The sequence below is a fragment of the Amycolatopsis sp. SB7-3 genome (genome assembly GCF_041021335.1).
Lineage (GTDB): Bacteria > Actinomycetota > Actinomycetes > Mycobacteriales > Pseudonocardiaceae > Amycolatopsis > Amycolatopsis japonica.
Genome location: NZ_JBFPJQ010000002.1, coordinates 948059 through 970170 on the forward strand (window position 1 = coordinate 948059; position 22112 = coordinate 970170).

The 22112-nt window shown below is 70.3% G+C and carries 8 protein-coding genes; all 8 read right to left on the minus strand.

The annotated features are described in order from the left end of the window. Positions 1 to 2: 2 nt before the first annotated feature. Positions 3 to 1226 (minus strand): type III PLP-dependent enzyme, encoded by a 1224-nt coding sequence (locus AB8M46_RS22660; RefSeq protein WP_394361460.1) that lies wholly within the window; start codon positions 1224 to 1226, stop codon positions 3 to 5. Then, positions 1223 to 2686 (minus strand): class I adenylate-forming enzyme family protein, encoded by a 1464-nt coding sequence (locus AB8M46_RS22665; RefSeq protein WP_394361461.1) that lies wholly within the window; start codon positions 2684 to 2686, stop codon positions 1223 to 1225. Before AB8M46_RS22665 ends, AB8M46_RS22660 begins: the two co-directional genes overlap by 4 nt. After that, positions 2683 to 2964, minus strand: coding sequence for an acyl carrier protein (locus tag AB8M46_RS22670; protein WP_394361462.1), 282 nt, complete (start codon positions 2962 to 2964; stop codon positions 2683 to 2685). The genes AB8M46_RS22665 and AB8M46_RS22670 overlap by 4 nt, the downstream gene beginning before the upstream one ends. Then, positions 2961 to 4433 carry an amino acid adenylation domain-containing protein gene (locus tag AB8M46_RS22675; protein ID WP_394361463.1) on the minus strand — a complete coding sequence of 491 codons (1473 nt, stop codon included), beginning with the start codon at positions 4431 to 4433 and terminating at the stop codon, positions 2961 to 2963. Before AB8M46_RS22675 ends, AB8M46_RS22670 begins: the two co-directional genes overlap by 4 nt. Next, positions 4430 to 5407, minus strand: coding sequence for a hypothetical protein (locus AB8M46_RS22680; protein ID WP_394361464.1), 978 nt, complete (start codon positions 5405 to 5407; stop codon positions 4430 to 4432). Before AB8M46_RS22680 ends, AB8M46_RS22675 begins: the two co-directional genes overlap by 4 nt. A 425-nt stretch (positions 5408 to 5832) precedes the next feature. Continuing rightward, positions 5833 to 6030: an MbtH family NRPS accessory protein gene (locus AB8M46_RS22685; RefSeq protein WP_037339126.1), complete on the minus strand. Its 198-nt coding sequence runs from the start codon at positions 6028 to 6030 to the stop codon at positions 5833 to 5835. A gap of 11 nt (positions 6031 to 6041) precedes the next feature. Further along, positions 6042 to 7274 (minus strand): MFS transporter, encoded by a 1233-nt coding sequence (locus tag AB8M46_RS22690; RefSeq protein ID WP_394361465.1) that lies wholly within the window; start codon positions 7272 to 7274, stop codon positions 6042 to 6044. Beyond that, entirely contained in the window at positions 7271 to 22105 is a 14835-nt protein-coding gene (locus tag AB8M46_RS22695; protein ID WP_394361466.1) for a non-ribosomal peptide synthase/polyketide synthase, read from the minus strand. The genes AB8M46_RS22690 and AB8M46_RS22695 overlap by 4 nt, the downstream gene beginning before the upstream one ends. Between the last annotated feature and the right edge of the window lie 7 nt (positions 22106 to 22112).

Consider the following 22112-nt stretch of genomic DNA (forward strand, 5'->3'; position numbering starts at 1 on the left):
AGTCAGAGCGGGTCCCGGCCGACGGTCAGGCGGGACGCGGATTCGAAACGGCCGCCCGCGACGACGATTTCGGCGGGCGCGGGATGGCCGAGGAAGGCCAGCAGGCTGGCCGTGGGCCCGTAGGCGCCGGTGTTGGGGATGGTGACCAGATCGCCGGTGGCCAGCGGCGGAAGGTCCGCGCCGCGGGCGAGGACGTCGAGCGGGGTGCACAGCGGCCCGGCCACGGTGGTGGGTTCGCCGTCGGATCCGGTCTCGCCGCCGGCGCCGATCACGGACGCCGAGACGGCCGGGATCCGCCGCAGCCCGGACATCCCGCCGAGGTGGTGCACCCCCGTGTCGAGCATCGCGTATCGCGTTCCCTTGGAGGACTTGACGTCCACCACCCGGCTGACCAGCACTCCGCAGTCGCCGACGAGGTACCGGCCGGACTCGAACGAGATCGACGGCGAGCCGTCACGCCAGCCGGGGAGCCGGTCGTCCAGCAGGGTTTCGAGGCCGGCGGCCAGCCCGCCGAACACCGGGCGCTTTCCGGCGCGGGCGAACGGCAGGCCGAACCCGCCACCGAGGTCGACCTCGGTCAGCCCGGGGAACACCGTCGCCAGTTTCGCGGCGATACCGATGCCGACCTCGAACTGGGCGAGCAGATCCTTCTCCTCCGTGAGGTTCGTGCCCATGTACAGATGCAGCCCCGAGACCGCGGCGTGCGGCCTGCCCGCGAACAGCGGGGTCTCGGCGAGCACCCAGGAGAGGTCGGCCCCGAACTGCGAGGACGTGCCGGTCATGCTCAACCCGGCGCCCGGTACGGCCAGATCGGCGTTGACCCGCAACGCGCACTCGGTGTGGACTCCGTGTCCGGCGGCCAGCCGGTCCACCCTCGCCAGATCTTCCGGCGACTCCACCGAGAAGTGCCGCACGCCGCGCCGCAGCGCGTGGTCCACGGTCCCTTCGGTCTTCGCCGGGCCGGTCAGCAGAACGGCTTCGGGAGCGACGCCCGCCCCGAGCGCGGCGTCGATTTCGCCGGTGGAGCTGACTTCGGCCCGGCAACCGAGCGAGTGGAGCAGCCCGATCACCCTCGGATGGGGGTTGGCCTTCACCGAGTAGTACACAGTGGACGGTCGAGGCAGCGCGGCCACGAGGTCCGCGTGCGCTCGTTCGATCGCTTCGAGGTCGTAGACGAAGGCGGGCGTGCCGAACCGTTCGGCGACGACGGCGGGCGAGGTGGTCACAGCGCGTCCTCCAGCTCCCGCTTGTCGATCTTCCCGTTGACCCCGTGCGGGATCCGGGCGAGGACGAGCAGCCGGTCGGGCACCTTGTGCGGTTCCAGCCGCCGGTTGAGCCCGGCGCGCAGTTCCGCTTCGTCGAGCGATCCGGTGACGGCCAGTACGGCGGGGCGGCCTTCGCGCGGGGGCAGCACCGCGGCCTCGGTGACGCCCTCGACGTCGGCGGCGGCGCCTTCGACCTCGATCGCGCTGACCCGGAAACCGTTCTGCTTGTAGATGTCGTCGTCGCGGCCGTCGAAATAGATGTGGCCTTCGCCGTCGACGCGGCACCGGTCGCCGGTGAGGAGGGTGGCGCGGCCGTATTCGTCCCGGGGGAAGCGGGCCGCGGTCAGCTCCGGCGCCCGCCAGTACCCGGCCATCACATTCGGACCGCGCACGGCGAGCTGACCGACCTCGCCCGCGGGCAGCTCTTCGCCGTCTTCGCCGAGGATGACGACTTCGGTGCCCGGCAACGGTTTCCCCACCGAACCGGGGCGGACGAGGTCGGCGTTCGGGCTTTCGATGGAGACCCGCTTGCATTCGGTCAGCCCGTACATCGGGATCACCAGGAGTTCGGGCGCGTACTCACGGAGTTTCGCCGACGTCGCCGGGGAAAGCGCCGCTCCGGTGTTGGTGACCAGCCGGAGTGTCCCGGGAAGACTCCCGGCCCGGCCGGCGAGCCGCAGCAGCGTCGCGGCGAGGCCGGGGACCAGCGGGAGGACCGAGATCCGGCGGGCCTCCAGGGTGCGCAGCAGCGCGGGCCCGGCGTCGCCGTCGTCACCGAGTACCAGGCAGGCGCCGGCCGACGCGGCCAGGAACACCTGGTAGAGGCCGTAGTCGAAGGACAGCGGCAGGCAGCAGAACACCCGGTCTTCCGGCAGATAGCCCAGTTTCTCCGTGATGGCGTCGATGGCGAAGAGCGCCTGATGGTGCGTCGACACCACGGCCTTCGGTTTCGCGGTGCTGCCCGAGGTGTAGATCAGGCTGAGGATGTCGGTGCCCGCCACCGTGACGGACGCGGGTTCGCCGTCGTGTTCGTCGGGCAGTTCGTCGATTTTCCGGACGGCGGAGGCGAGTTCGGCGAACGCCTCCTGGGCTTCGGCCGAGGCCAGCACCAGTTTCGGTTCGCTGTCCCGCACGATGTGTTCGAGGTGGTAAGGCCGTGTCTGATCGCTCACCACGACATAGACCGCACCGATCCGCGACGTCGCGTAGAGCAGCGCGACGGTGTCCGCGTCGTGCGGCGCCGCGATGAGGACGCGGTCCCCTCGTTCGACGCCCTGCGCGGTCAACCAGGCCGCGAGCGTCCGCGATCGCCGGGCGAGATCGCGGTAGGTCCAGCTCAGCTCGCCGCGGACGACGGCGGGCGCGTCCGGCGTGGCGGCCGCGCGGTGGTCGACCAGGTCGTGCAGCACTCGGGCGGTCATGCCGGGCCTCCTTTCGCACCGGCCGCGCCGAGCAGGCGGGCGAGGGAGTCCACGGTTTCGAAGGCCTCGGGGACGATGCGGTCGGCGGGAACCTCGACGCGCCAGTGGTCTTCCAGGCGTTCCAGCGCGCTGACGATGGCGACCGAGTCGAAACCCGGCAGATCGAACAGCGTCCGTTCGGCGAGTACGTCCTTCGTGGTGAGGCCGAGCAGGTCGGCGAGGGTGCCGGTGATCGAATCGGTCAGCGCCGCGGTGGTCGGTGAAGGGGCCGGAGTCATCGGGTCTGCGCTCCTCGGTCGATGTCGAGCGCGCCGATCAGCGCGCGTTTGGACGTCTTCCCGGTGCCGGTGGTCGGCAGCCCGTCGAGCACGTGGACGCGGGCGGGCACCATGTAGTGCGGGAGGCGATCCCGGCAGTGCCGCAGCAACGCGGGGATCAGGGATTCCGGCCGGACCGCGCCCCGCGGCACCACGGCCGCGTGCAGGGCGTTGGTCAGCGCCGGATCCGGTACGGCCACCACGGCGACGGAGTCGACGTCGGGATGGGCGGCGAGGTGTGTCTCGATGTCGCCGAGTTCGACGCGGTAGCCGCGCGTCTTGACCAATCCGTCGTTGCGGCCGAGCAGGCGCAGTGTCCCGTCTTCGTCGCGGCGGGCGAGATCTCCGGTGCGATAGAACCGGTGACCTCCCTTGTGGAGTATCGCGGCCTCCGTCAGCTCCGGACGGTTCAGGTATCCCGGCGTGACGCAGTCTCCGGCGACGACGAGTTCCCCTTCGGCGGCGCCTTCCAGGCTGAGGTGACCGTCTTCGGTGCACAGGCCGATCGTGACGCCGTCGACCGGTGATCCGATCGGGATCCTGGTGTCGGGCTCCGGTGGGACTTCGACCCGGTGACTGGTGACCACGTTGGTTTCGATGGGGCCGTACAGGTTCGCCATCCGCGTATGGGGCAGAGCACGCATGAGCTCGGCCAGCGGCGCGGCGCGGAACTCCTCCCCCGCGAACAGCACCCGCCGCAGATGCGGCAGTCCTTCCTCGTGCAGGTTCGTGCGGTGGACCAAGGCGCTGAGCGCGGTCGGCACCGCGTAGAGGTGCGTGATCCGGCGTTCCCGGAGGAACCGGCCGAACGCCTGGGGGAACAACGCGTCGCGCTCGGGAACGAGATGAAGCCGGGCACCCGCGCCGAGACCGGCGTAGAGATCGTAGACGGGCAGATCGAAATGCAGCGGTGCGTGCACGGCGACCTGATCGGACGGATCGAGCGGGAAGGCCCGTTCCGCCCAGGAGACGAACGCCGTGGCGTTCCCGTGCGTGATCACCACGCCCTTGGGTGTTCCGGTGGAGCCGGAGGTATAGAGCACATAAGCCTCGTCCGCCGAGGCCGGTTCAGGCCACGCGACGGATTCGCCGGGAGCTCCGAGCAGAGCGACGAGGTCGATGTCGTCGAGCACGAGGACGCAGGCTGCGTCCTCCACGATGAACTGCCTTCGTTCCTCCGGTAGCGCGGCATCGACTGGTACGTAGGGAATTCCCGCGCGAAGGCAGGCCAGGAACGCGACGACGGTGTCGGCGCGTTTGCGGCTCACGACCGCGATCCGGCCACGAGTACCACGGATCCGGGCCGCGAGGACGCCGGCCGCGTGGGCGAGTTCGCCGTAGGTCAGCTCCACGCCGTCTCCGTCGGTCAGGGCGGGTCGGTGCGGGGCTTCGGCGGCACGGGTGAAGAACCGGTGATGGATGGCCGTCACTGCGTCACTCTCCGGTTTCGGTCGGCGTTCAGATGGGATCGCGCCGTGCGGGCTTCGGCGTCGAGCGCCGCCGCCAGCGCGTCGGTCACCGTGGCGGGCACGGAACGGCCCGCTTCGGCACGGCGGACGGCGATATAGGTCAGTTCTCGCAGCTTGCGCCACCTGGGGACGACTTCCTCGGCCACGGCGGCGGCGAAGTCCGCCACCGCGGTCCCCTGGTCGGCGAGCCACAGCGCGTGCAGTTCCCGGTCCCTGGTGAGCAGCCAGGTTTCGAGCGTCAGCCTCCGCAACGCCTCCGCGCTCGAGGTCTGGTGTGAGCCGAGGAAAGCGGCCACCGCCCCCTCCCGATGAGCGCCGTCGATCGCCTCGCAGTTCGCGAGCACCTCGCGGACCGGGTCGACCGGCTCGGGGGTTCCGGAAGGCCGCAAGGCCGCCCACGAACCCTGATCGAGCGCGTGCCCGAGATCGCCGAGCGCGATCTTGGTGGCCAGGGGTTCGGCGCGGCCCCATTTGGTCACGTTTTCGTAGGGATCGACGACGTGTATTTGCGGTTCACGGCCTTCGTCGACGCCTTCGACGACGAATCCATGTGTCATATGCTCATTTTCATGATACGGAAGCCAAGGCATCCGGAATGCGTCACCGGTGACCGCCACGGCACGACCCGCGCGCAGTTCTTCCCGCCATTCTTCGATCACTTCGGTGACACTCCCGATTCGCCGCCACTCCGGCTGGAAGCCGGTGAACCGCCCGACCGATCGCACCCGTTCACTCGGCGGCAGATCGACCATCACGCCGGTGTCGACGTCCTCGATGGTGCGGAAAGTCCATTGATGTGCGAAGGGAGTACGGACGTCGGCGACCCCGGCCTGCGCCAGTAACAGCGCGACGGTGTCCCAAACACAGTCCAGGTACGCCGAATCGACACGGTCCAGCAGGTGGGCACAAGGAGCGAATGAACGCATTTCCTGCATTGATTTCCCCCACGTCCTCGACGAGAACGAGTTCAATTGCATTTACTGATCGATTGCGGTGACTTATTTGTACCGCAACCGCAATACCGCTGCAACACATCCCATTCGGGGACAATGGGAAATGGAGCGGGGTTAGCCGGGAAAAAGAGAAGCAAACGCGACAACCCGGTGCAATATCGATGGCGGCTGGAGTAGCCGCCTTGCTCCGAACGGCTCAGTGTGGCCGCCAAGTTAGCTCGATCGGCCGCCGGAAGCACGTTCCAGCCGATGGTACGGCCGCTCGCGGGTGGTTTCGACGGGCGGGCTCGCAGACAGCGAAAAGCACAATCAGGCCGGCGCCGCAGACAGCTCTGCGACGCCGGCCTGACGAGAACCCCACAGGACGTGCCCGGGACAGCGGAACCGCCCCGGGCACCGAGATCGGGTCATTCGGCCGCCATACGCTCCCTGAGGCTTCGGGGACGCATGTCCGTCCAGACCTCGTCCACGTGGTCCATGCATTCCTGCCGGGTCCCGGTCTTGCCGTCGGGACGCCAGCCTTCGGGAATCTCTTTTCCCTCCGGCCACAGGGAGTACTGCTCTTCGTCGTTGATCAGCACCTGGAACGTGGTGTTGTCGTCCATCGGTTCTCTCCTTATTTCTGATGGGTTCCGGCTTCGAGTGGTGCGGAAGTGGCGGGGAGCCCGCGCAGAGTGGGGTTGAGGGTGGTGAACACGGTGACGACCGCGATGGCGCCCGCGCACGCGAGCACCGCGGCCGAGCCGGGCAGGGCCTCGACCAGCCAGCCGCCCAGCGCGGGACCGAACGCGGCGGCCAGGCCGCCGGTCACCCCCAGTACGCCGCCGAGCCGACCGCGCAGTTCGTCGGGGGTGTTGAGCAACTGGTAAGTACCGATGGCGGTGTTGGCGGCGGGCGGCAGAAAGGCGATCCCCGCGAACAGCAGGCCCATGAGGTATCCGCTGTGCACGAAGATCGCGAGCGGTGTCAGTACGGTCAACGCCCAGAACACCCCGGCGATCAACAGGTACGGGCTGACCTTGCGGTACAGGACGGGTGCGGCCAGCGCACCGAGCACCCCGCCGGCGCCGAGCATCGCCGCCATGACGCCGATCTCCCCGGAAGGCATACCGCGACCGTTTGCCAGCACGATGATCACCAGGTAGTAGGCCGAGAAGAACAGGTTGAGGCTGACGACGCAGAACGTCGTGACGCGCAGCCGCGGTTGCCGCCACACCCAGGCGAGTCCTTCCGCGATCTCCCGGCCCAGATGCGCGGGCGGCCGGGCGCCGCCCCGGCGGGCCGGCAGCCGCACGAACCACAACGACACGAAGGCGAACAGGTGCGCCACGACGTCGAAGACGAACGGCACGAACCGGCCGAAGGAGAACAGGAATCCGCCGAGCGCGGTACCCGAGAGCTGGCCCGCGCTCGTTCTCGCGGCGTTCAGCGAGACCGCGGACGGTACTTCGTCCGGCTTGACCAGCAGCGGCAGGCTCGCCTCCTCCGCCGGTTCGAACAAGGCGCGGCACACTCCCATCACCACCGCGACGACGACCAGGAGCCCCACTCCGGCCACGTCCGACCACAGCGCCAGGACGAGCACGGTGGCCGCGATCGCCTGTGCGGCCTCGCAGCCGAGCATGATCCGCTTGCGTGACCAGCGGTCCGCGAACGCGCCGGCCGGTAGCCCGGCGGCCAGCTGGGCGATCGCCACCGCGCCGACCACGAGTCCTGATTGGACGCCGGATCCGGTGATCGCCAGCACCACCAAGGGAAAGGCGATCATCGTGGTACTGAAACCGGCCTCGGAAACGACCTGCCCGGTCCACAGGAGGCGGTAGTCGCGATTGTTCCGCAGCCCGCTCACGTTTCGTCACCCCGGCAGTCGGACGCGATGGCGCGCAAGGCGTCGGCGAAGTCCGCGGCGACGGCCGCCACCGTCTCCCGCGTGTTCAGGTGTGGCTGGTAGTACCAGGAGAACTCCAGCCGGCCGTCCCGCACACCACCGACCACTTCGAGGACGTGCGCCGGGCGGTTCTCCGGGTCCTGTTCGCGTCCGAGTGGTGCGTGCACCCGGCGGTAGAACCCGCTCCCCTCGCTCGCGTGATCGCCCTGGCCCAGGTAGTTGAACGCGACCTCCGGCGCCGTGTCACCGAGCTCCGGGAACCGGAAATGCCGCAGGGCTCCATAGCCGAAACCGTTGCCGGGCAAGGCACGCAACTGCTTCCGGGTCGCCTTGACCAGTTGCCGCCAGCCCGCCGAGCCGTCGACCGTGAGCCCGACGGGGAACAGCGTGGTGAACCAGCCGACGGTCCGGGAAAGGTCGACGTCGTCGAGGATCTCTTCGCGGCCGTGGCCTTCCAGATCGACCGCGACGGCGGATTCCCCGGTCCAGCGGGTGAGCGCCCTGGCCAGCGCGGTCAGCAGGACGTCGTTGATCCGCGTCCGGTAGGCGCCGGGGGCCAGGTGCAGCAGGGCGTCGGTGTCGTTTTCATCGACCTCCACGGTCACCGATTCCGGTGGCGCGGGCGGGACGCCGGTCCGATCGCGCGGGATCGTGCGACCGGGCAGCTCACGCGACCAATGTCCGTGTTCAGCGTCCAGTGCGCCGCCTTCCACGAACTCGCGCAGCCGGTGCGCCCACTCCCGGAAGGACGTCGTCTTGGTCCCGAGGTCGGTCTTCTCACCGGCTTCGATCTGCCGATACGCGCGTTCGAGGTCTTCGAGCAGGATGCCCCACGACACCGCGTCGACGACCAGATGATGCGCGGCGAGCAGCAACCGGGGATTCTCCGCGCCATCCGGTTCCGTCAGCACCGCGCGTAGCTGCGGTGGCCGTGCCAGGTCGAAATCGGCCTGCGCGTACTCGGCCTCTTCCGCCAACTCGGCCGCGGGCACCTTCTTCAGCACCGGCCTCGGCTCCGGCGGCTCGTTGTACTGCGTCCACCCCGCCTCGGTCCGCTCGAAGCGCAGGCGCAGCGCGTCGTGCTGGGTGATGACGGCGTCGAGCGCGAGCCGCAGCGACTCCTCCTCCACCGGCCCGTCGAGTTCGACGAGTACCGACTGGTTGAAATGCGCGGGATTGGCCGGTTCGCCGGCGAAGAACCACTGCTGGATCGGGGTCAGCGGAACATCTCCGACGACGACCTCGCGGTCCGCGTCCGCGGTGTCCACCGGTTTCACCACCGTCGCCAGCTCGGCGATCGTCTGGTGGGTGAACAGATCCTTCGACCGCGTCGACAGCCCGGCCCGCCGGGCACGGTGGACGACCTGGATGCCGAGGATCGAGTCACCGCCGAGATCGAAGAAGTTGTCCGTGACACCGACCCGATCCAGGCCGAGGACTTCGGCCCACAGCTTCGCGAGCACCGCTTCCGTTTCGGTGCGCGGCTCCACGTGGTCCGCGCCCTGTACCGAGGACGGGTCCGGCACCGGGAGCGCCGCACGGTCGGCCTTGCCGTTGGCGGTGATCGGGATCGCGGCCACCGGTACGAAGATCGACGGCACGAGATAGTCGGGCAACGTCTCGCCGAGGAAGGCCCGCAGCCCCGCCACTTCGCCGACCACATAGGCGACGAGCCGTTTGTGGCCACCGATCTCCCGGGCGGCCACCACCGCCTCCCGCACCTCGGGATGACGTCGCAGCGCCGTCTCGATCTCGCCGAGTTCCACCCGGAAGCCGCGGATCTTGACCTGTTCGTCCACGCGGCCCACGAATTCCAGCACACCCCGAGCCGTCCAGCGGACCAGGTCGCCGGTCCGGTACATCCGGCTCCCCCGGTCGCCGAAGGGGTTCGCCACGAACCGGTCCGCGGTCAGGCCCGGGCGGCGCAGATAGCCGCGGGCGAGGCCGTCGCCGGAGACGAACAGCTCGCCGGTGGCCCCGATCGGTACCGGCCGCAGCGCGGCGTCGAGGACGTGGGCCTCGGTGTTCGGGATGGGGGTGCCGATCGGCGGTGGCACGCCCGGGGTCAGCGGCTCGCTCCACGAAGTGACCACAGTGGACTCCGTGGGCCCGTACGCGTTGATCATCCGCCTTCCGGGCGCCCAGCGGTCCACCAGCGACGCCGGGCAGGTGTCCCCGCCGACGATCACCGTGCGGAAGTCGGGCAGTTCCACCTCGGGCACGGTGGCCAGCGCGATCGGCGGGATCAGCGCGTGGGTGATCCGCCGCCGTCGCAGGACGTCGGCCAGCCCGGTACCGAGCAGCGGTCCCTCGGGCGGCACGACGAGCGCGGCGCCGGCGGGCAGGGACAGGCACAGTTCCAGGATCGAGGCGTCGAAGCTGGGCGAGCTGAAGGCGAGTACACGATCACCCGGCCGCACCTCGCAGTGCTCGATCTCGGCGGCGGAGAACGACGCGAGCCCGGAATGGGTGACGGCGACCCCCTTGGGCCGCCCGGTCGAGCCGGACGTGTAGATCACGTAAGCGGGCTGTGCCGGGTCGATCCGAATACCGAGGTCGGTGTCGTCGTACCCGGCCGCGTCGACTTCTCCGTCCACCACCAGGACGGGGTCGGCGTCCTTCAGCATGTATTCGATCCGTTCGGCCGGATAGCCGGGATCCACGGGCAGGAACGCGGCGCCGGTCTTGGCCACGGCCAGTTCGGTGACCACGAGCGCCACCGAACGCGGCAGGCGGACGGCCACGATCCGTTCCGGCCCGGCACCTCTCTCAGCGAGCCATCGGGCCAGCCGGTTCGCCCTCGCGTTCAGCTCCGCGAAGGTCAGCGAGCCGGTGTCGGACACCAGAGCTGACGCGTCCGGTGTCCGGCGGGCCTGTGCCTCGACGAGTTCGGCCAGGGACGCCGCCGGGATTTCGCGCGCGGTGTCGTTCCAGGCTCGCAACCGGTCGAGTTCACCGCGCGGCAACGACGGCAGGGCCGCCATCGGCTGGTCCGGCTCGGCGGCGAGCACGGTCAGGAGCGCCCGCAGCCGCGCGATCAGCCGTTCGATGGTCTCCGCGTCGAACAGCCCGGTGCTGTAGTTGATCGCCCCGTGCACCGTGTCGCCGTCCTGTTCGAACTGCACGAGGAGGTCGAAGGGGGCCGACACCGCGGGCAGCGCGACCTCGCCCGCGACGACCGTGCCGGAACCCGGCCGGTCACCGGTGTTCTGCAGGACGACCATGGCCTGGAACAACGGCGTCCGGCTCGGGTCGCGGGCCGGTTGCACGGCGTCCACCACGCGCTCGAACGGGACGTCCTGGTGGGCGAAGGCGTCGAGCACCACGGTCCGCACCTGGGCCAGGAACTCACGGAAGGAGCGTCCGATGTCCACTGTGGACCGAAGGGTCAAGGTGTTGACGAAGAACCCGACGAGACGTTGCAGTTCGGCGCGTTCCCGTCCGGCGGTCACGGTGCCGACGGCGACGTCCCGCTGGCCCGACCATCCGGCCAGCAGGAGCTGACAGGCGGCCACCAGGGTCATGAACAGGGTGCCGTCCTGGGCGGTGGCCAGCGCCCGGAGCTTCGCGACGACGTCGGCGGGAAGGTCGAACCCCAGCCATTCGCCCTCCGTCGTGCGCACCGCCGGCCGGGGCCGGTCGGTGGGCAGCTCGAGGGGTTCCAGCCCGGCGAGGCGGTCCCGCCAGTGATCCAGCTGCCCGGTGAGCTCGGGACCGTCGAGGAGTTCGCGTTGCCAGGAGGCGAAATCCGCGTACTGCACGGGAAGCTCGGGCAGTTCCGGCTCCTCGCCACGCGCGAGGGCGGCGTAGACCTCGTCGAGTTCGGCGGCCAGCACGCCCGACGACCAGCCGTCGGTGACGATGTGGTGCAGCGCCAGCAGCAGCACGTGCTCTTCGGACGTCCGCCGGAAGAGCCGTGCCCGCAGGAGCGGTCCGGTGCGCAGGTCGAACGGCCGCGACGCTTCCCGTGCCAGCACGTCTTCGTCGAACTCCTCGACCGGGAGGTCGACGTCGTAGGGCTCGTGCACGACCTGGACGCCGCGGCCGTCGATCGCGTCGAACGTGGTGCGAAGCGCTTCGTGGCGAGCCACCAGGAGATCCAGCGCCCGCTTGAGGACCGCGACGTCGAGTTCGCCGCGAAGCAGCAACGCCGTGGGCGAGAGGTAATCGGCGCCACCGGGCTCGAACTCGTCGAGGAACCACAAACGCTGCTGGGCGAAGGACAACGGCAGGGCACCGTCGCGGGCCACGATCGGGATCGGCCGCGTTTCGGCCCGCCGATCCGGCAATGCCGCGGCGAACCGGCCGAGGGTCGGTGCGGTGAACAACGCGCGCGGCGAGACGTCGACGCCCAGTTCCGCGCGCACCCGCGACGTGATCCGCATGCTGAGGATCGAGTCCCCGCCGAGTTCGAAGAAGCCGTCCGTCACGCCGACCCGGTCGAGTTTGAGCACCTCCGCCCAGATGACGGCGAGGCGGCGTTCGGTCTCGGTCCGCGGCGCCACGTACTCGGCCGCGGCGTCGCGGGCGGGTGCGGGCAGCGCTCGCTTGTCGATCTTGCCGTTACGGGTCAAGGGAAGGGCGTCGAGCGCGACGAGCGCCGACGGGACGAGATGGTCCGGCAGGCGGTCCCGCAACCAGTCCCGCAGCCCTTGCGTGTCACCGACGACGTAGGCGACGAGGCGTCCGTCGTGGGCGGTGACCGTGGTGTCGGTGACCGCCGGATGCTGCCGCAGCACGGCCTCCACTTCGCCGGGTTCGACCCGGAACCCGCGGATCTTGACCTGGTCGTCGACGCGGCCCAGGTAGTCCAGCCGCCCGTCGGCGGTCCAGCGCACCCGGTCGCCGGTGCGGTACATCCGGGTGCCCGGCGGGCCGAACGGATCGGCGACGAAGCGGTCCGCCGTCAATCCGGGGCGGCCGCGGTAGCCGCGGGCGAGCTGGACACCGGCGAGGAACAGCTCCCCCGGCACCCCGGCGGGGACCGGCGTGCCCGTGGCGTCCAGGACGTAGGCCCGCAGGTTGGGCAGCGGACGGCCGATCAGCGGCCGGTCCCCCGCGACCGGTGTGTGGACGGCGTCGACCGTCACCTCGGTGGGGCCGTAGTAGTTGTACGAGGTGACACCGGACGCCACCAGCTCGCGCCACAGCCGCTCGCCGGTCGCCTCACCGCCGACGAGTACCGTGCCGGGCCGGTGTTCCCCGCTCAGCAGCCCCGCCTCCAGCAGCTGCCGGAGATAGGCCGGCGTCAGGTCCATCAGGTCGATCCGGTGGTCGCGGACGTAGCCGACGACGGCGTGGGGATCGAGCCGGGTGTCGTCGTCGAGCACGTGCAGCTCGTGCCCGTCGATCAAGGCCAGAAGCGCTTCCCAGGACGTGTCGAACGACAACGACGCGGTGAGCGCCACCTTGCGGCGCTCCTCGGTGAGGAAGACGCGGCGGTGCGCGGCGAGCATGTTCATCAGGCCGCGGTGTTCGATGACGACGCCCTTCGGCGTTCCCGTCGAGCCGGAGGTGTAGATGACGTACGCCGCGGTGTCCGCGGTCGCCCTGGTCACCGCCGAGGTCGCGGGGCCGGGGTCCGTCCCGTCCAGCACGACGACCGGTCGCGCGTCCTGGAGCAGGAACCGTTTGCGTTCCTCCGGAAGGCCCGGGTCGATCGGCAGGTAGGTCGCGCCCGTCTTGAAGATCGCGAGGATCGCGATGACCGCTTCGGCCGAACGGGGAAGCGCGACGGCGACCACGGTTTCCGGACCCGCGCCCCGGGCGGCCAGGTGTCCCGCCAGCCGTGTGGCGCGGGCGTCGACCTCGGCGAAGTCCAGCACCGTGTCGCGGAAGACCAGCGCGCTCTCGTGCGGTATCCGGGCGACCGTGGCCTCGAAGACGTCCAGAACCGTGCCGGACGGTACGTCGATCAGCGGGCCGCTGCCGAAGGACAGCAGTTCACGTCGTTCGGACGTCGACGGCGGGGACAGCGCGTCGAGACGGCACCTCGGGTCCGCGGCGATGGCCCGGACGAAACCGGCGAGCCGATCCGCGAGAAGGCGAACCGTGTCCGCGTCGAACAGCCGCGGGTCGTAGGAGAGTTCGAGCCCGAGCTTGTCGTGCAGGTAGGCGGTGAGGTTCAGCGGGAAGTTCGTCGTGTCGAGCGATTCGACGTCCAGCACGCGCACGTCGGCCTGTCCGCTGTCCTCGATCGGGTAGTTCTCGAACACCACCACGCTGTCGAACAGCGCCGTACCGGCCGGAACGGCCGTGAACGCCTGGAGTTCGGACAAAGCGAGGAAGTCGTACCGGCGCGCGTCTGCCTGCGCCGCCTGCGTTTCGCGCAGCCAGTCGAGTGCGAGTTCCCGGCCGCGGACCTCCACCCGGGTGGGGACGGTGTTGATGAACATGCCGATCATCGACTCGACACCCGGCATCTCCTCCGGGCGGCCGGACACGGTCGTCCCGAACAGGACGTCGGTTTCCCCGCTGTAGCGCGCGAGCAGCAGCGCCCAGGCGCCTTGCACGATCGTGTTGACCGTGAGCGCCGCGGCCTTGGCGGTCTGGTGCAGCTTCGCCGATTCCTCCGGGGACAGCTCGACCAGGACCGCCTCCGCGGACTCCGCCCGGTGTGCTTCCGTCGGCTTCCGGTCGAAGGGCAGCGGGGTCGGGGTGGTGAACCCGTCCAGGACGGCGCGCCAGTGCGCCTCCGCCTCGGCACGGTCCTGCGCGGCGAGCCAGGCCGGATAGTCGCGGAACGGGCGTCGCGGTACCAGCCGTGCGGGGCGGCCTTCCACGATGGCCGCGTACTGTTCGCACACTTCGCCGAAGACCTGCGCCGTGCTCCAGCCGTCGAGCAGGACATGGTGCGAGGTCCACACCAGCTGTACCTCGTCCTCGGTGAGCCGGGCGATCGCCAGCCGCATCAAGGGTGGCTCGGTCAGCTCCATTCCCGCCGCCACGTCCTCGGCGAGCAGCTTCTTCAGTTCCCGGTCCTGCTCGTCCGGGGTGAGCGCACGCCAGTCGTGGTGCCGGACCGGGACCACGACCTCGCGGTGGACCCGCTGGACCGGCTCGTCGACACCCTCCCAGGCGGTACTGCTGCGCAGGATCGGCGTGCGGTCGACCACGCGCTGCCACGCCTCAGCGAGCGCGTCCGGACGGCTCACCCCGGCCAGCCGAAGCCGGAACTGGTCGAAATAGGCCGTCGATCCGGCGTCGACCAGGCTGTGGAACAGCATGCCCGTCTGCAACGGCGTGAGCGGGTAGATGTCTTCGACGTCCCGGCCGTCACCGGCGAAGCGGTCGACGTCCGCCTGCGAGAGCCGCGCCAGCGGGAAATCCGACGGCGTGCGCCCACCGTTCTCGGCGCAGTGCGCGATGATCCCGCGTAACGCGCCGAGCATGGCGATGGCGATCCCGCGCACGGTGTCCTCGTCGTACACCTCGTCGGAATACTGCCAGGTGAGATGCAATTCGCCGCTTTCGACGACGCCGACGACGTCGAGCAGATACGGGCGGACGCTTTCCGGATCGCTGTCGTGTCCGAGGGTCTCGCCTCTGCCCCGGATCCAGCCGCCGTCAGGGCTCCCCATGTCCCAGCGGCCGTGGTAATTGAAGGAAATCCGCGGTTCGGGGGCCGCTCGTAAAGCGGAACCCGGCGTTTCTCCGGCGTTCGAGTAGCGCAACGCCCCGAATCCCGCGCCTTTCGACGGGACCGCGCGCAGTTGTTCCTTCACGGATTTGAGCACGTCGCCCCAATCGCCTTCGGGCACGGCGAGCGAGAGCGGGTATTGCGCGGTGAACCAGCCGATCGTGCGCGAAAGATCCAGCGGGCCGGCGATCTCCTCGCGGCCGTGGCCCTCCATGGCGATCACCACTCGCGACCGCCCCGTCCACCGGGCGAGCGCCCGGCCGAGCGCGCTCACCAGCACGTCGTTGACCTCCGTGCGGTACGCGCCGGGTACGTCGCGGAGGAGCGCGGTGGTCTCGGCCCGGCCAAGTGACACCGAGACACCGCGCTCCGACTTCGCGGTGTTGCGGCCCGGGCGGTCAACCGGAATGTCCGTCCGAGCTCCGCGGAACGCAGTTTCCCAGTACCCGATTTCCTTGTCGAGCTGTCCCATTTTCGCGTGTTCGCGCAGAGAACGCGCCCAATACGTGAATGTTGTTCGCACCGGGGTCAGGGTTTCGCCCCGGTACGCGCGTTCGAGGTCGGCCAGCAGGATCCGCCACGACACCCCGTCCATGACGAGATGGTGGGCGGTGAGGAACAGCTGCGGTGCCCGGTCCCGGAAAGTGAACAGCACCGCGCGCCACAGTGGCCCGGTGACCACGTCGAGCGACGTCTGCGCCCGGATGGCCTCGGTCCGCATGGCGGCGGAGACATCGTCCACTTCGGACAGATCGACGTGCCTCAGCAGGTCGGCCGGTTCGGCGGTGGCGGGTTCCTGTACCCAGCCCTCGTCCGTGCGGGAGAAGCGCATGCGCAGCGCGTCGTGGTGCTCGCTGACGCGGTTCAGGGCGGAGATCAGCCTAGGTATGTCCACAGAGGACAGGACGACGTGCACGGACATGGTCAGCCGCCACGGCTCGTCCAGCCGCTCGAACAGCCAGGACTGGATCGGGCCGAGCGGCGCGGGTCCGGCGTCGTCCACCTCGACCTGTTCCACCGGCGCTTCGGTGCGGACGACGAGACCGAGCTCGGCGATGGTCTGGTTGCGGAAGAGGTCCTTCGACGACAGCGTCAACCCCGCCTGCCGGGCCGCCGCGACGACCTGGATGCTGAGGATCGAATCTCCACCGAGACCGAAGAAGTTGTCCTCGACCCCGACCCGGTCGACGCCGAGCACCTCGGACCAGATCCCGGCCAGTACGGCCTCGACGTCGGTGCGCGGTGCCACGTAACGGTTCTCGGTCCGGGCGCCGGGCTCCGGCAGCGCACGGGTGTCGAGTTTCCCGTTGGCGTTGAGCGGCAACCGCTCCAGCGGGACGAACACCGCGGGCACCAGGTGCGCGGGCAGGGAGCGGCCGAGGAACTCCCGCAGTGCCGTCGTCCCCGGAACGGGTCCGGTCAGGTACGCGACGAGCCTTCGCGCGTCGCCGGTCCCGTGGGCGACGACGGCGGCCGCCTCGACGTCGGGATGGGCGATGAGCGCCGCTTCGATCTCACCGGGTTCGATGCGGAATCCGCGGATCTTGACCTGGTGGTCGGCGCGGCCGCGGTAGTCCAGTTCGCCGTCGCCGGTCCACCGCAGCAGATCGCCCGTGCGGTACATCCGGGTGCCGGATCCGCCGAACGGGTCCGCGACGAACCGAGAGGCGGTGAGGCCGGGCCGGTTGAGATAGCCGCGAGCCAGGCCCGCTCCGGCGACGTACAGCTCACCGGTCACTCCGGGCGGGACGGGCGCGAGATCGGCGTCGAGCACGTAGGTCCGCAGGTCCGGGATCGGAACCCCGACGGTGGCCGTCCCGTCCGCTTCCAGCGCCCGGTACGTGACGTGCACCGTGGTCTCGGTGATGCCGTACATGTTCACCAGCCGCGGGCCGTCCGGATGCCGCCGGTACCACTCCGCCAGCCGCGCCGGATCCAGCGCTTCGCCGCCGAAGATCACGTATCGCAGGCTGAGCTCCGGAGTCGGCAGCGTGCTCAGCCGGTAGAACGCCGACGGGGTCTGGTTCAGGACCGTCACCCGCTGCTCCGCGAGCAGCGCCACGAAGTCCTCCGGTTCGCGGACCGCGTCCTGCGGGACGACCACGAGCCTGCCGCCGTGCAGCAGTGCTCCCCACAGTTCCCAGACCGAGAAGTCGAAGGCGTAGGAGTGGAAGAGCGTCCAGACGTCGTTCTCGTCGAAGCCGAACCAGTGCGCGGTCGACGAGAACAGGCGGGTGACGTTGGAATGCGGGATCAGCACGCCCTTGGGCACGCCGGTGGAGCCGGAGGTGTAGATGACGTAGGCGGTGTTGTCCGGCTCGACCCTCACTTCCGGAGCGGTGTCCGGGCGGCCGTCGGCCTCCACGGAGTCGACCACGCACACCGGACGCGCGTCCGCCAGCGTCGCCTCGATCCGCGCCGCCGGATACGCCGGGTCGATCGGCAGGTACGCGGCGCCCGTCTTCAGTACGGCGAGCACCGCGACGACGAGGTCCGCCGAACGCGGTAGCCGCAGCGCCACCAGCCGCTCCGGTCCCGCGCCCTGCTCGATCAGCCGGTGGGCGAGGCGGTTGGCGCGCCGGTCCAGTTCGCCGTAGGTCAGCTCGGTGCTCCCGCTCGTCACCGCGATGGCGTCCGGAGTACGCGCGGCGCGTTCGGCGAAGAGTTCGTGCAGGACGGGCGAAGGTTCCGCCTGCGCCTTGCCGTTCCACTCCAGCAGCACCCGGCCGCGTTCGGCCGGGCTGATCCAGGGTTGCTGTCCGAGCGGCAGTTCCGGAGCCGTCGCGATGCCGTCGAGCAGACGGCCAAGCCAGCCGGTCAGCCGCTCGATCGTGGCGGGATCGAACAGATCGGTGTTGTAGTTGACGAGCGCGTCGAGCCGGCCGTCGGTCTCCTGGAAGTGGATCGTGAGGTCGAAACCGGCGGTCACGACGGGCGGGGCCAGCTCTTCGACCTCCAGGCCCGCCATCGACGGCCGGGTGTCCGGGGTGTTGTGCAGTACCACCAGCACCTGGCACAGCGGTGTGCGGCTGGTGTCGCGTTCGGGCCTCAGGTCGTCGACGACCCGGTCGAACGGCACGTCCTGGTGCGCGAACGCGTCCAGGACGGTGTCCCGCACGTCGTCGAGGAAGACGTCGAACCCGAGGTTCAAGTCCACTGTGGACCGCAGGACGAGGGTGTTGACGAAGAACCCGATCAGGCCTTCGAGGTCCGTCCGCTCGCGGCCGGACACGACGGTACCGACGGCGATGTCGTCCTGCCCCGACCAGCGGGCGAACAGCAGTTCGCTCGCGGCGAGCAACGTCATGAACAGGGTGCCGCCCTGATGCCGGGACAGCTCCTTGAGCCGCGCCGTGGTCCCGGCGGGCACACTGAATTCGTACAGGGCACCGTTCTTGGTGCGCACGGCCGGCCGGGGCCGGTCGGTGGGCAGGTCGAGCGCGGGCACGCCGTCGAGGCGGTTGCGCCAGTAGCTGAGCTGGGCGTCGAAGTCGGTACCGCGCAGCCGTTCCCGCTGCCAGACGGCGTAGTCCGCGTACTGCGCCGGCAGTGGTGGAAGGACCGGCTCTTCGCCGCGGCGGAACGCGCTGTAGCACGTGGCCAGCTCCGCCAGCAGCACGCCGGAGGACCATCCGTCGGTGACGATGTGGTGCAGCACGAGCGTGAGCACGTGGTCGCCGGGCGCGAGCCGGGTCAGCGCGACCCGCAGCGACGGCCCACTGTGCAGGTCGACGGGGCCGGTCGCGGCGGCGAGGGCGCTGTCCAGGTCGCCTTCGGTGACGGGTACGTCGACCGCGTAGGGCGGGTGGATCACCTGGACGCCGCGGCCGTCGACGGTCGCGAAGGTGGTCCGCAGGGATTCGTGCCGGGCGACCAACGTGGTCAGTGCGCGATTCAGCGCGTCCGTGTCCAGCTCACCGCGCAGCCTCAAGGCCGTCGGCGACACGTATTCGGTGCTGCCCGGTTCGAATTCGTCGAGGAACCACAACCGCTGCTGCGCGAAGGAAAGCGGTGCTTCGAACCGGCCGCCGTCCCTGGGCAGCACCGGAATCGCCGCCTGCGGCGCGGTGATCTCGGGCAACCGCAAGGCGAGCCGCGCCGGGGTGGGCGCGGTGAGGACGAGCCGCGCGGGCACGTCGGCACCGAGCGTGTCCCGGAGCCGCGCGAGCACACGGATGCCGAGGAGGGAGTCGCCGCCGAGTTCGAAGAAGTCGTCGTCGACGCCGACGCGTTCGACACCGAGGACGTCGGACCAGATGGCGGTCACCAGCCGCTCACGGTCGTCGCGGGGAGCCACGTACGGCGTCGAGGTGGTGTGTCCGGGATCGGGCAGGGCGCGCCGGTCCAGTTTTCCGTGTCTGGTCAACGGCAGTGCGTCCACGCCGACGAAGGCCGAGGGGACGAGATGGGCGGGCAGGACGCGGTGCAACGCCGTCCGCAGCGAGGCGGGGTCGGCGTCGCCGACGACGTAGGCGACCAGTTTGCCGTTCCGCGCGTCCACGGCCGCGTCGGTGACCGACGGTTGCGCGCGCAGTGCCGTCTCGACCTCGCCGGGCTCGATCCGGAAGCCGCGGACCTTGATCTGGTCGTCGAGGCGGCCGAGGTGTTCCAGCCGCCCGTCGGCGGTCCAGCGGGCACGGTCGCCGGTGCGGTAGAGCCGGGTGCCGGGCGGTCCGAACGGGTCGGCGGTGAAGCGGTCCGCGGTCAGTCCCGGCCTGCCCAGATAGCCCCGGGCGAGCTGGGCGCCGGCGAGACACAGTTCGCCGGGCACCCCGGCGGGCACGAGCCTCGACCGTTCGTCCAGGACGTAGGCGGTCACGTTGCCGAGCGGCCTGCCGATCACCGGACGGTCACCGGTCACCGGCGCGCGGGTGGCGTCCACAGTGGACTCGGTGGGCCCGTAGTAGTTGTGGACCTCCGTTCCGGAAGCGGCGAGCGCGCGCCAAAGGTCGCTGTCGAGGGCCTCGCCGCCGACCATGAGGAACTTCGGCCGGTGCTCTCCCTCCAGCAGTCCGGCGGGCAGCAGTTGCCGCAGGTACGACGGAGTGACATCGAGGAAATCGACGCGCTCGTCCCGCACGTAGCGCGTCAGCCTGTCCGGATCGAGCCGGGTCTCTTCGGTGATGACGTGCAGTTCGTGGCCGTCCGCCAGCAGCAGGGGGCCTTCCCACGACGTGTCGAACGACAGGGTCGCGGTCAGCGCGACGCGCATCCGGTCGCGGCCGAACACGGTGCGATGGTCGGCGAGCAGGTTGACCAGGGCCGCGTGGCCGACGACGACGCCCTTCGGCGTGCCCGTCGAACCCGAGGTGTGGATGACGTACGCGGCGTCCGACGGCCGCGGCGGCGCCGGTCGCGGCTGACCGGTGGTGACCGTGAAGGTGTCGTCGAGGACGACGACCGGCCGGGTGTCGGCCAGCAAGGTCCGGATCCGCTCGGCCGGCAGGCCGGGGTCGATCGACTGGTGCACGGCACCGGCTTTGAGCACGGCGAACAACGCGACGATCGCCTCGGCCGAACGCGGCAGCAGCACCGCGACGATCCGGTCGGGACCGGCGCCGCGGGCGGCCAGTTCGGCGGCGAGGCCGTCGCTGCGGGCGGCGAGTTCGGCGAAGGTCAGCCGGGTGTCGCCGCAGACGAGCGCGGTGTCGTCCGGCCGGGTCTTCGCCTGGTGGTCCAGGAGATCGACGATGGTGGTCGCTGGAACCTCGAGCTCGTTGCTCCCCCACGACAGCAGGCGGCGTTCTTCGGCGTCGTCGGTGAGCGGCAGGTCGGCGATCCGGCGTCCGGGCTCGGCGGCGATCCCGGCCAGCAGCCGCAGCAGATGGCCGATCAGGCCGTCGATCGTGGTGCCGTCGAACAGTTCGGTGCTGTATTCGACGAGTCCGGCCAGCCCGCCCCGGGATTCCTCGAATTCGATCGAAAGGTCGAAGTTCGCCGCGTCCCGCGCGACGTCCGCCGGTTCCACGGTCAGACCGGGGAATTCGGGACCGTCGCCGGAAGCGGAATGCAGCAGCACCATGACGTCGAACAGGGGGTTCCGACCGGCGTCGCGGTCCGCCCGCACGGCGTCGACGACCGCGTCGAACGGCACGTCGTCGTGCGCGAAGGCGTCCAGAACGGTCTGGCGGGCGTGTGTCAGGTGCTCGGTGAAGGGCACGGACCGGTCGACGGCCGAACGCAACACGACGGTGTTGACGAAGAAGCCTACGACCCGTTCGAGTTCCGGCCGTTCGCGACCCTGCACGACCGTTCCGAGCGCGATGTCCTCCTGCCCGGTGTAGCGGGCGAACAGCGCCTGGCACGCGGCGACGAGCACCGTGAACAGCGTCGTCTCCGACGAGCGCGCCAGCTCGGCCAGCCGTCCCGCGACCTCCGCGGGCACGGTGAACTCCCGTGTAGCCCCGTCGGTGCTCCGGACGGGTGGCCGCGGCCGGTCGGTGGGCAGCTCAAGCGGGGCGACGCCGTCGAGGTGCGATTTCCAGTAGTCGAGACCCGCGCCCCGGAGCGGCCGGTTTCGTTGCCAGACGGCGAAATCCGCGTACTGCACCGGCTGGGCGGGCAGCCGGGCGCGATCGCCGTCGCGGTAGAGCAGGCCGAGTTCCCCGGTCAGCACGCCCATCGACGCGCCGTCGGTGGCGATGTGGTGCACGCACACCAGCAGCACGTGCTCGGTGCCGGTGAGCCGCAGCAGCACCGCACGCAGCAGGGGCCCGCGGACCAGATCGAAAGGCCGGGTGTACTCGGCGCGCAGGACGTCCTCGAGGTCGCCGGGCCCGACGTCCACGACGGGCAACGCGACCTCATCGGGCGGCCGGACGATCTGGAAGCCCTCGCCGTCGATCTCCTCGAAGGTGGTGCGCAACGGCTCGTGGCGAGCGACCAGCAGCCGCAACGCGGTGGCCAGCGCGGCGCGGTCGAGCGGTCCGGTCAGGCGCAGGGCGAACGCGCTGTTGTACTCGGGATCGTCCGGCCGCAGCCTGCTGAGGAACCAGAGCCGCCGCTGGGCGGACGAGAGCGGGATCGGGCGGGAACGGTCGGCGGCGGCCGGGATCTCCGGCGCCGGGCCTGCCGTCCCCGCCATCCGCGCGCGCAGCGCCTCCCGCAGGTGGGCGGGCAGTGCCGCGATGCGGTCCTGTCGGGACGAGGTCATGGTGGCG

Coding starts and splice junctions, on each gene's coding strand:
- AB8M46_RS22695 (WP_394361466.1), bottom strand. CDS start 22,105: ATGACCTCGTCCCGACAGGACCGCATCGCGGCACTGCCCGCCCACCTG.
- AB8M46_RS22680 (WP_394361464.1), bottom strand. CDS start 5,407: ATGCAGGAAATGCGTTCATTCGCTCCTTGTGCCCACCTGCTGGACCGT.
- AB8M46_RS22665 (WP_394361461.1), bottom strand. CDS start 2,686: ATGACCGCCCGAGTGCTGCACGACCTGGTCGACCACCGCGCGGCCGCC.
- AB8M46_RS22685 (WP_037339126.1), bottom strand. CDS start 6,030: ATGGACGACAACACCACGTTCCAGGTGCTGATCAACGACGAAGAGCAG.
- AB8M46_RS22670 (WP_394361462.1), bottom strand. CDS start 2,964: ATGACTCCGGCCCCTTCACCGACCACCGCGGCGCTGACCGATTCGATC.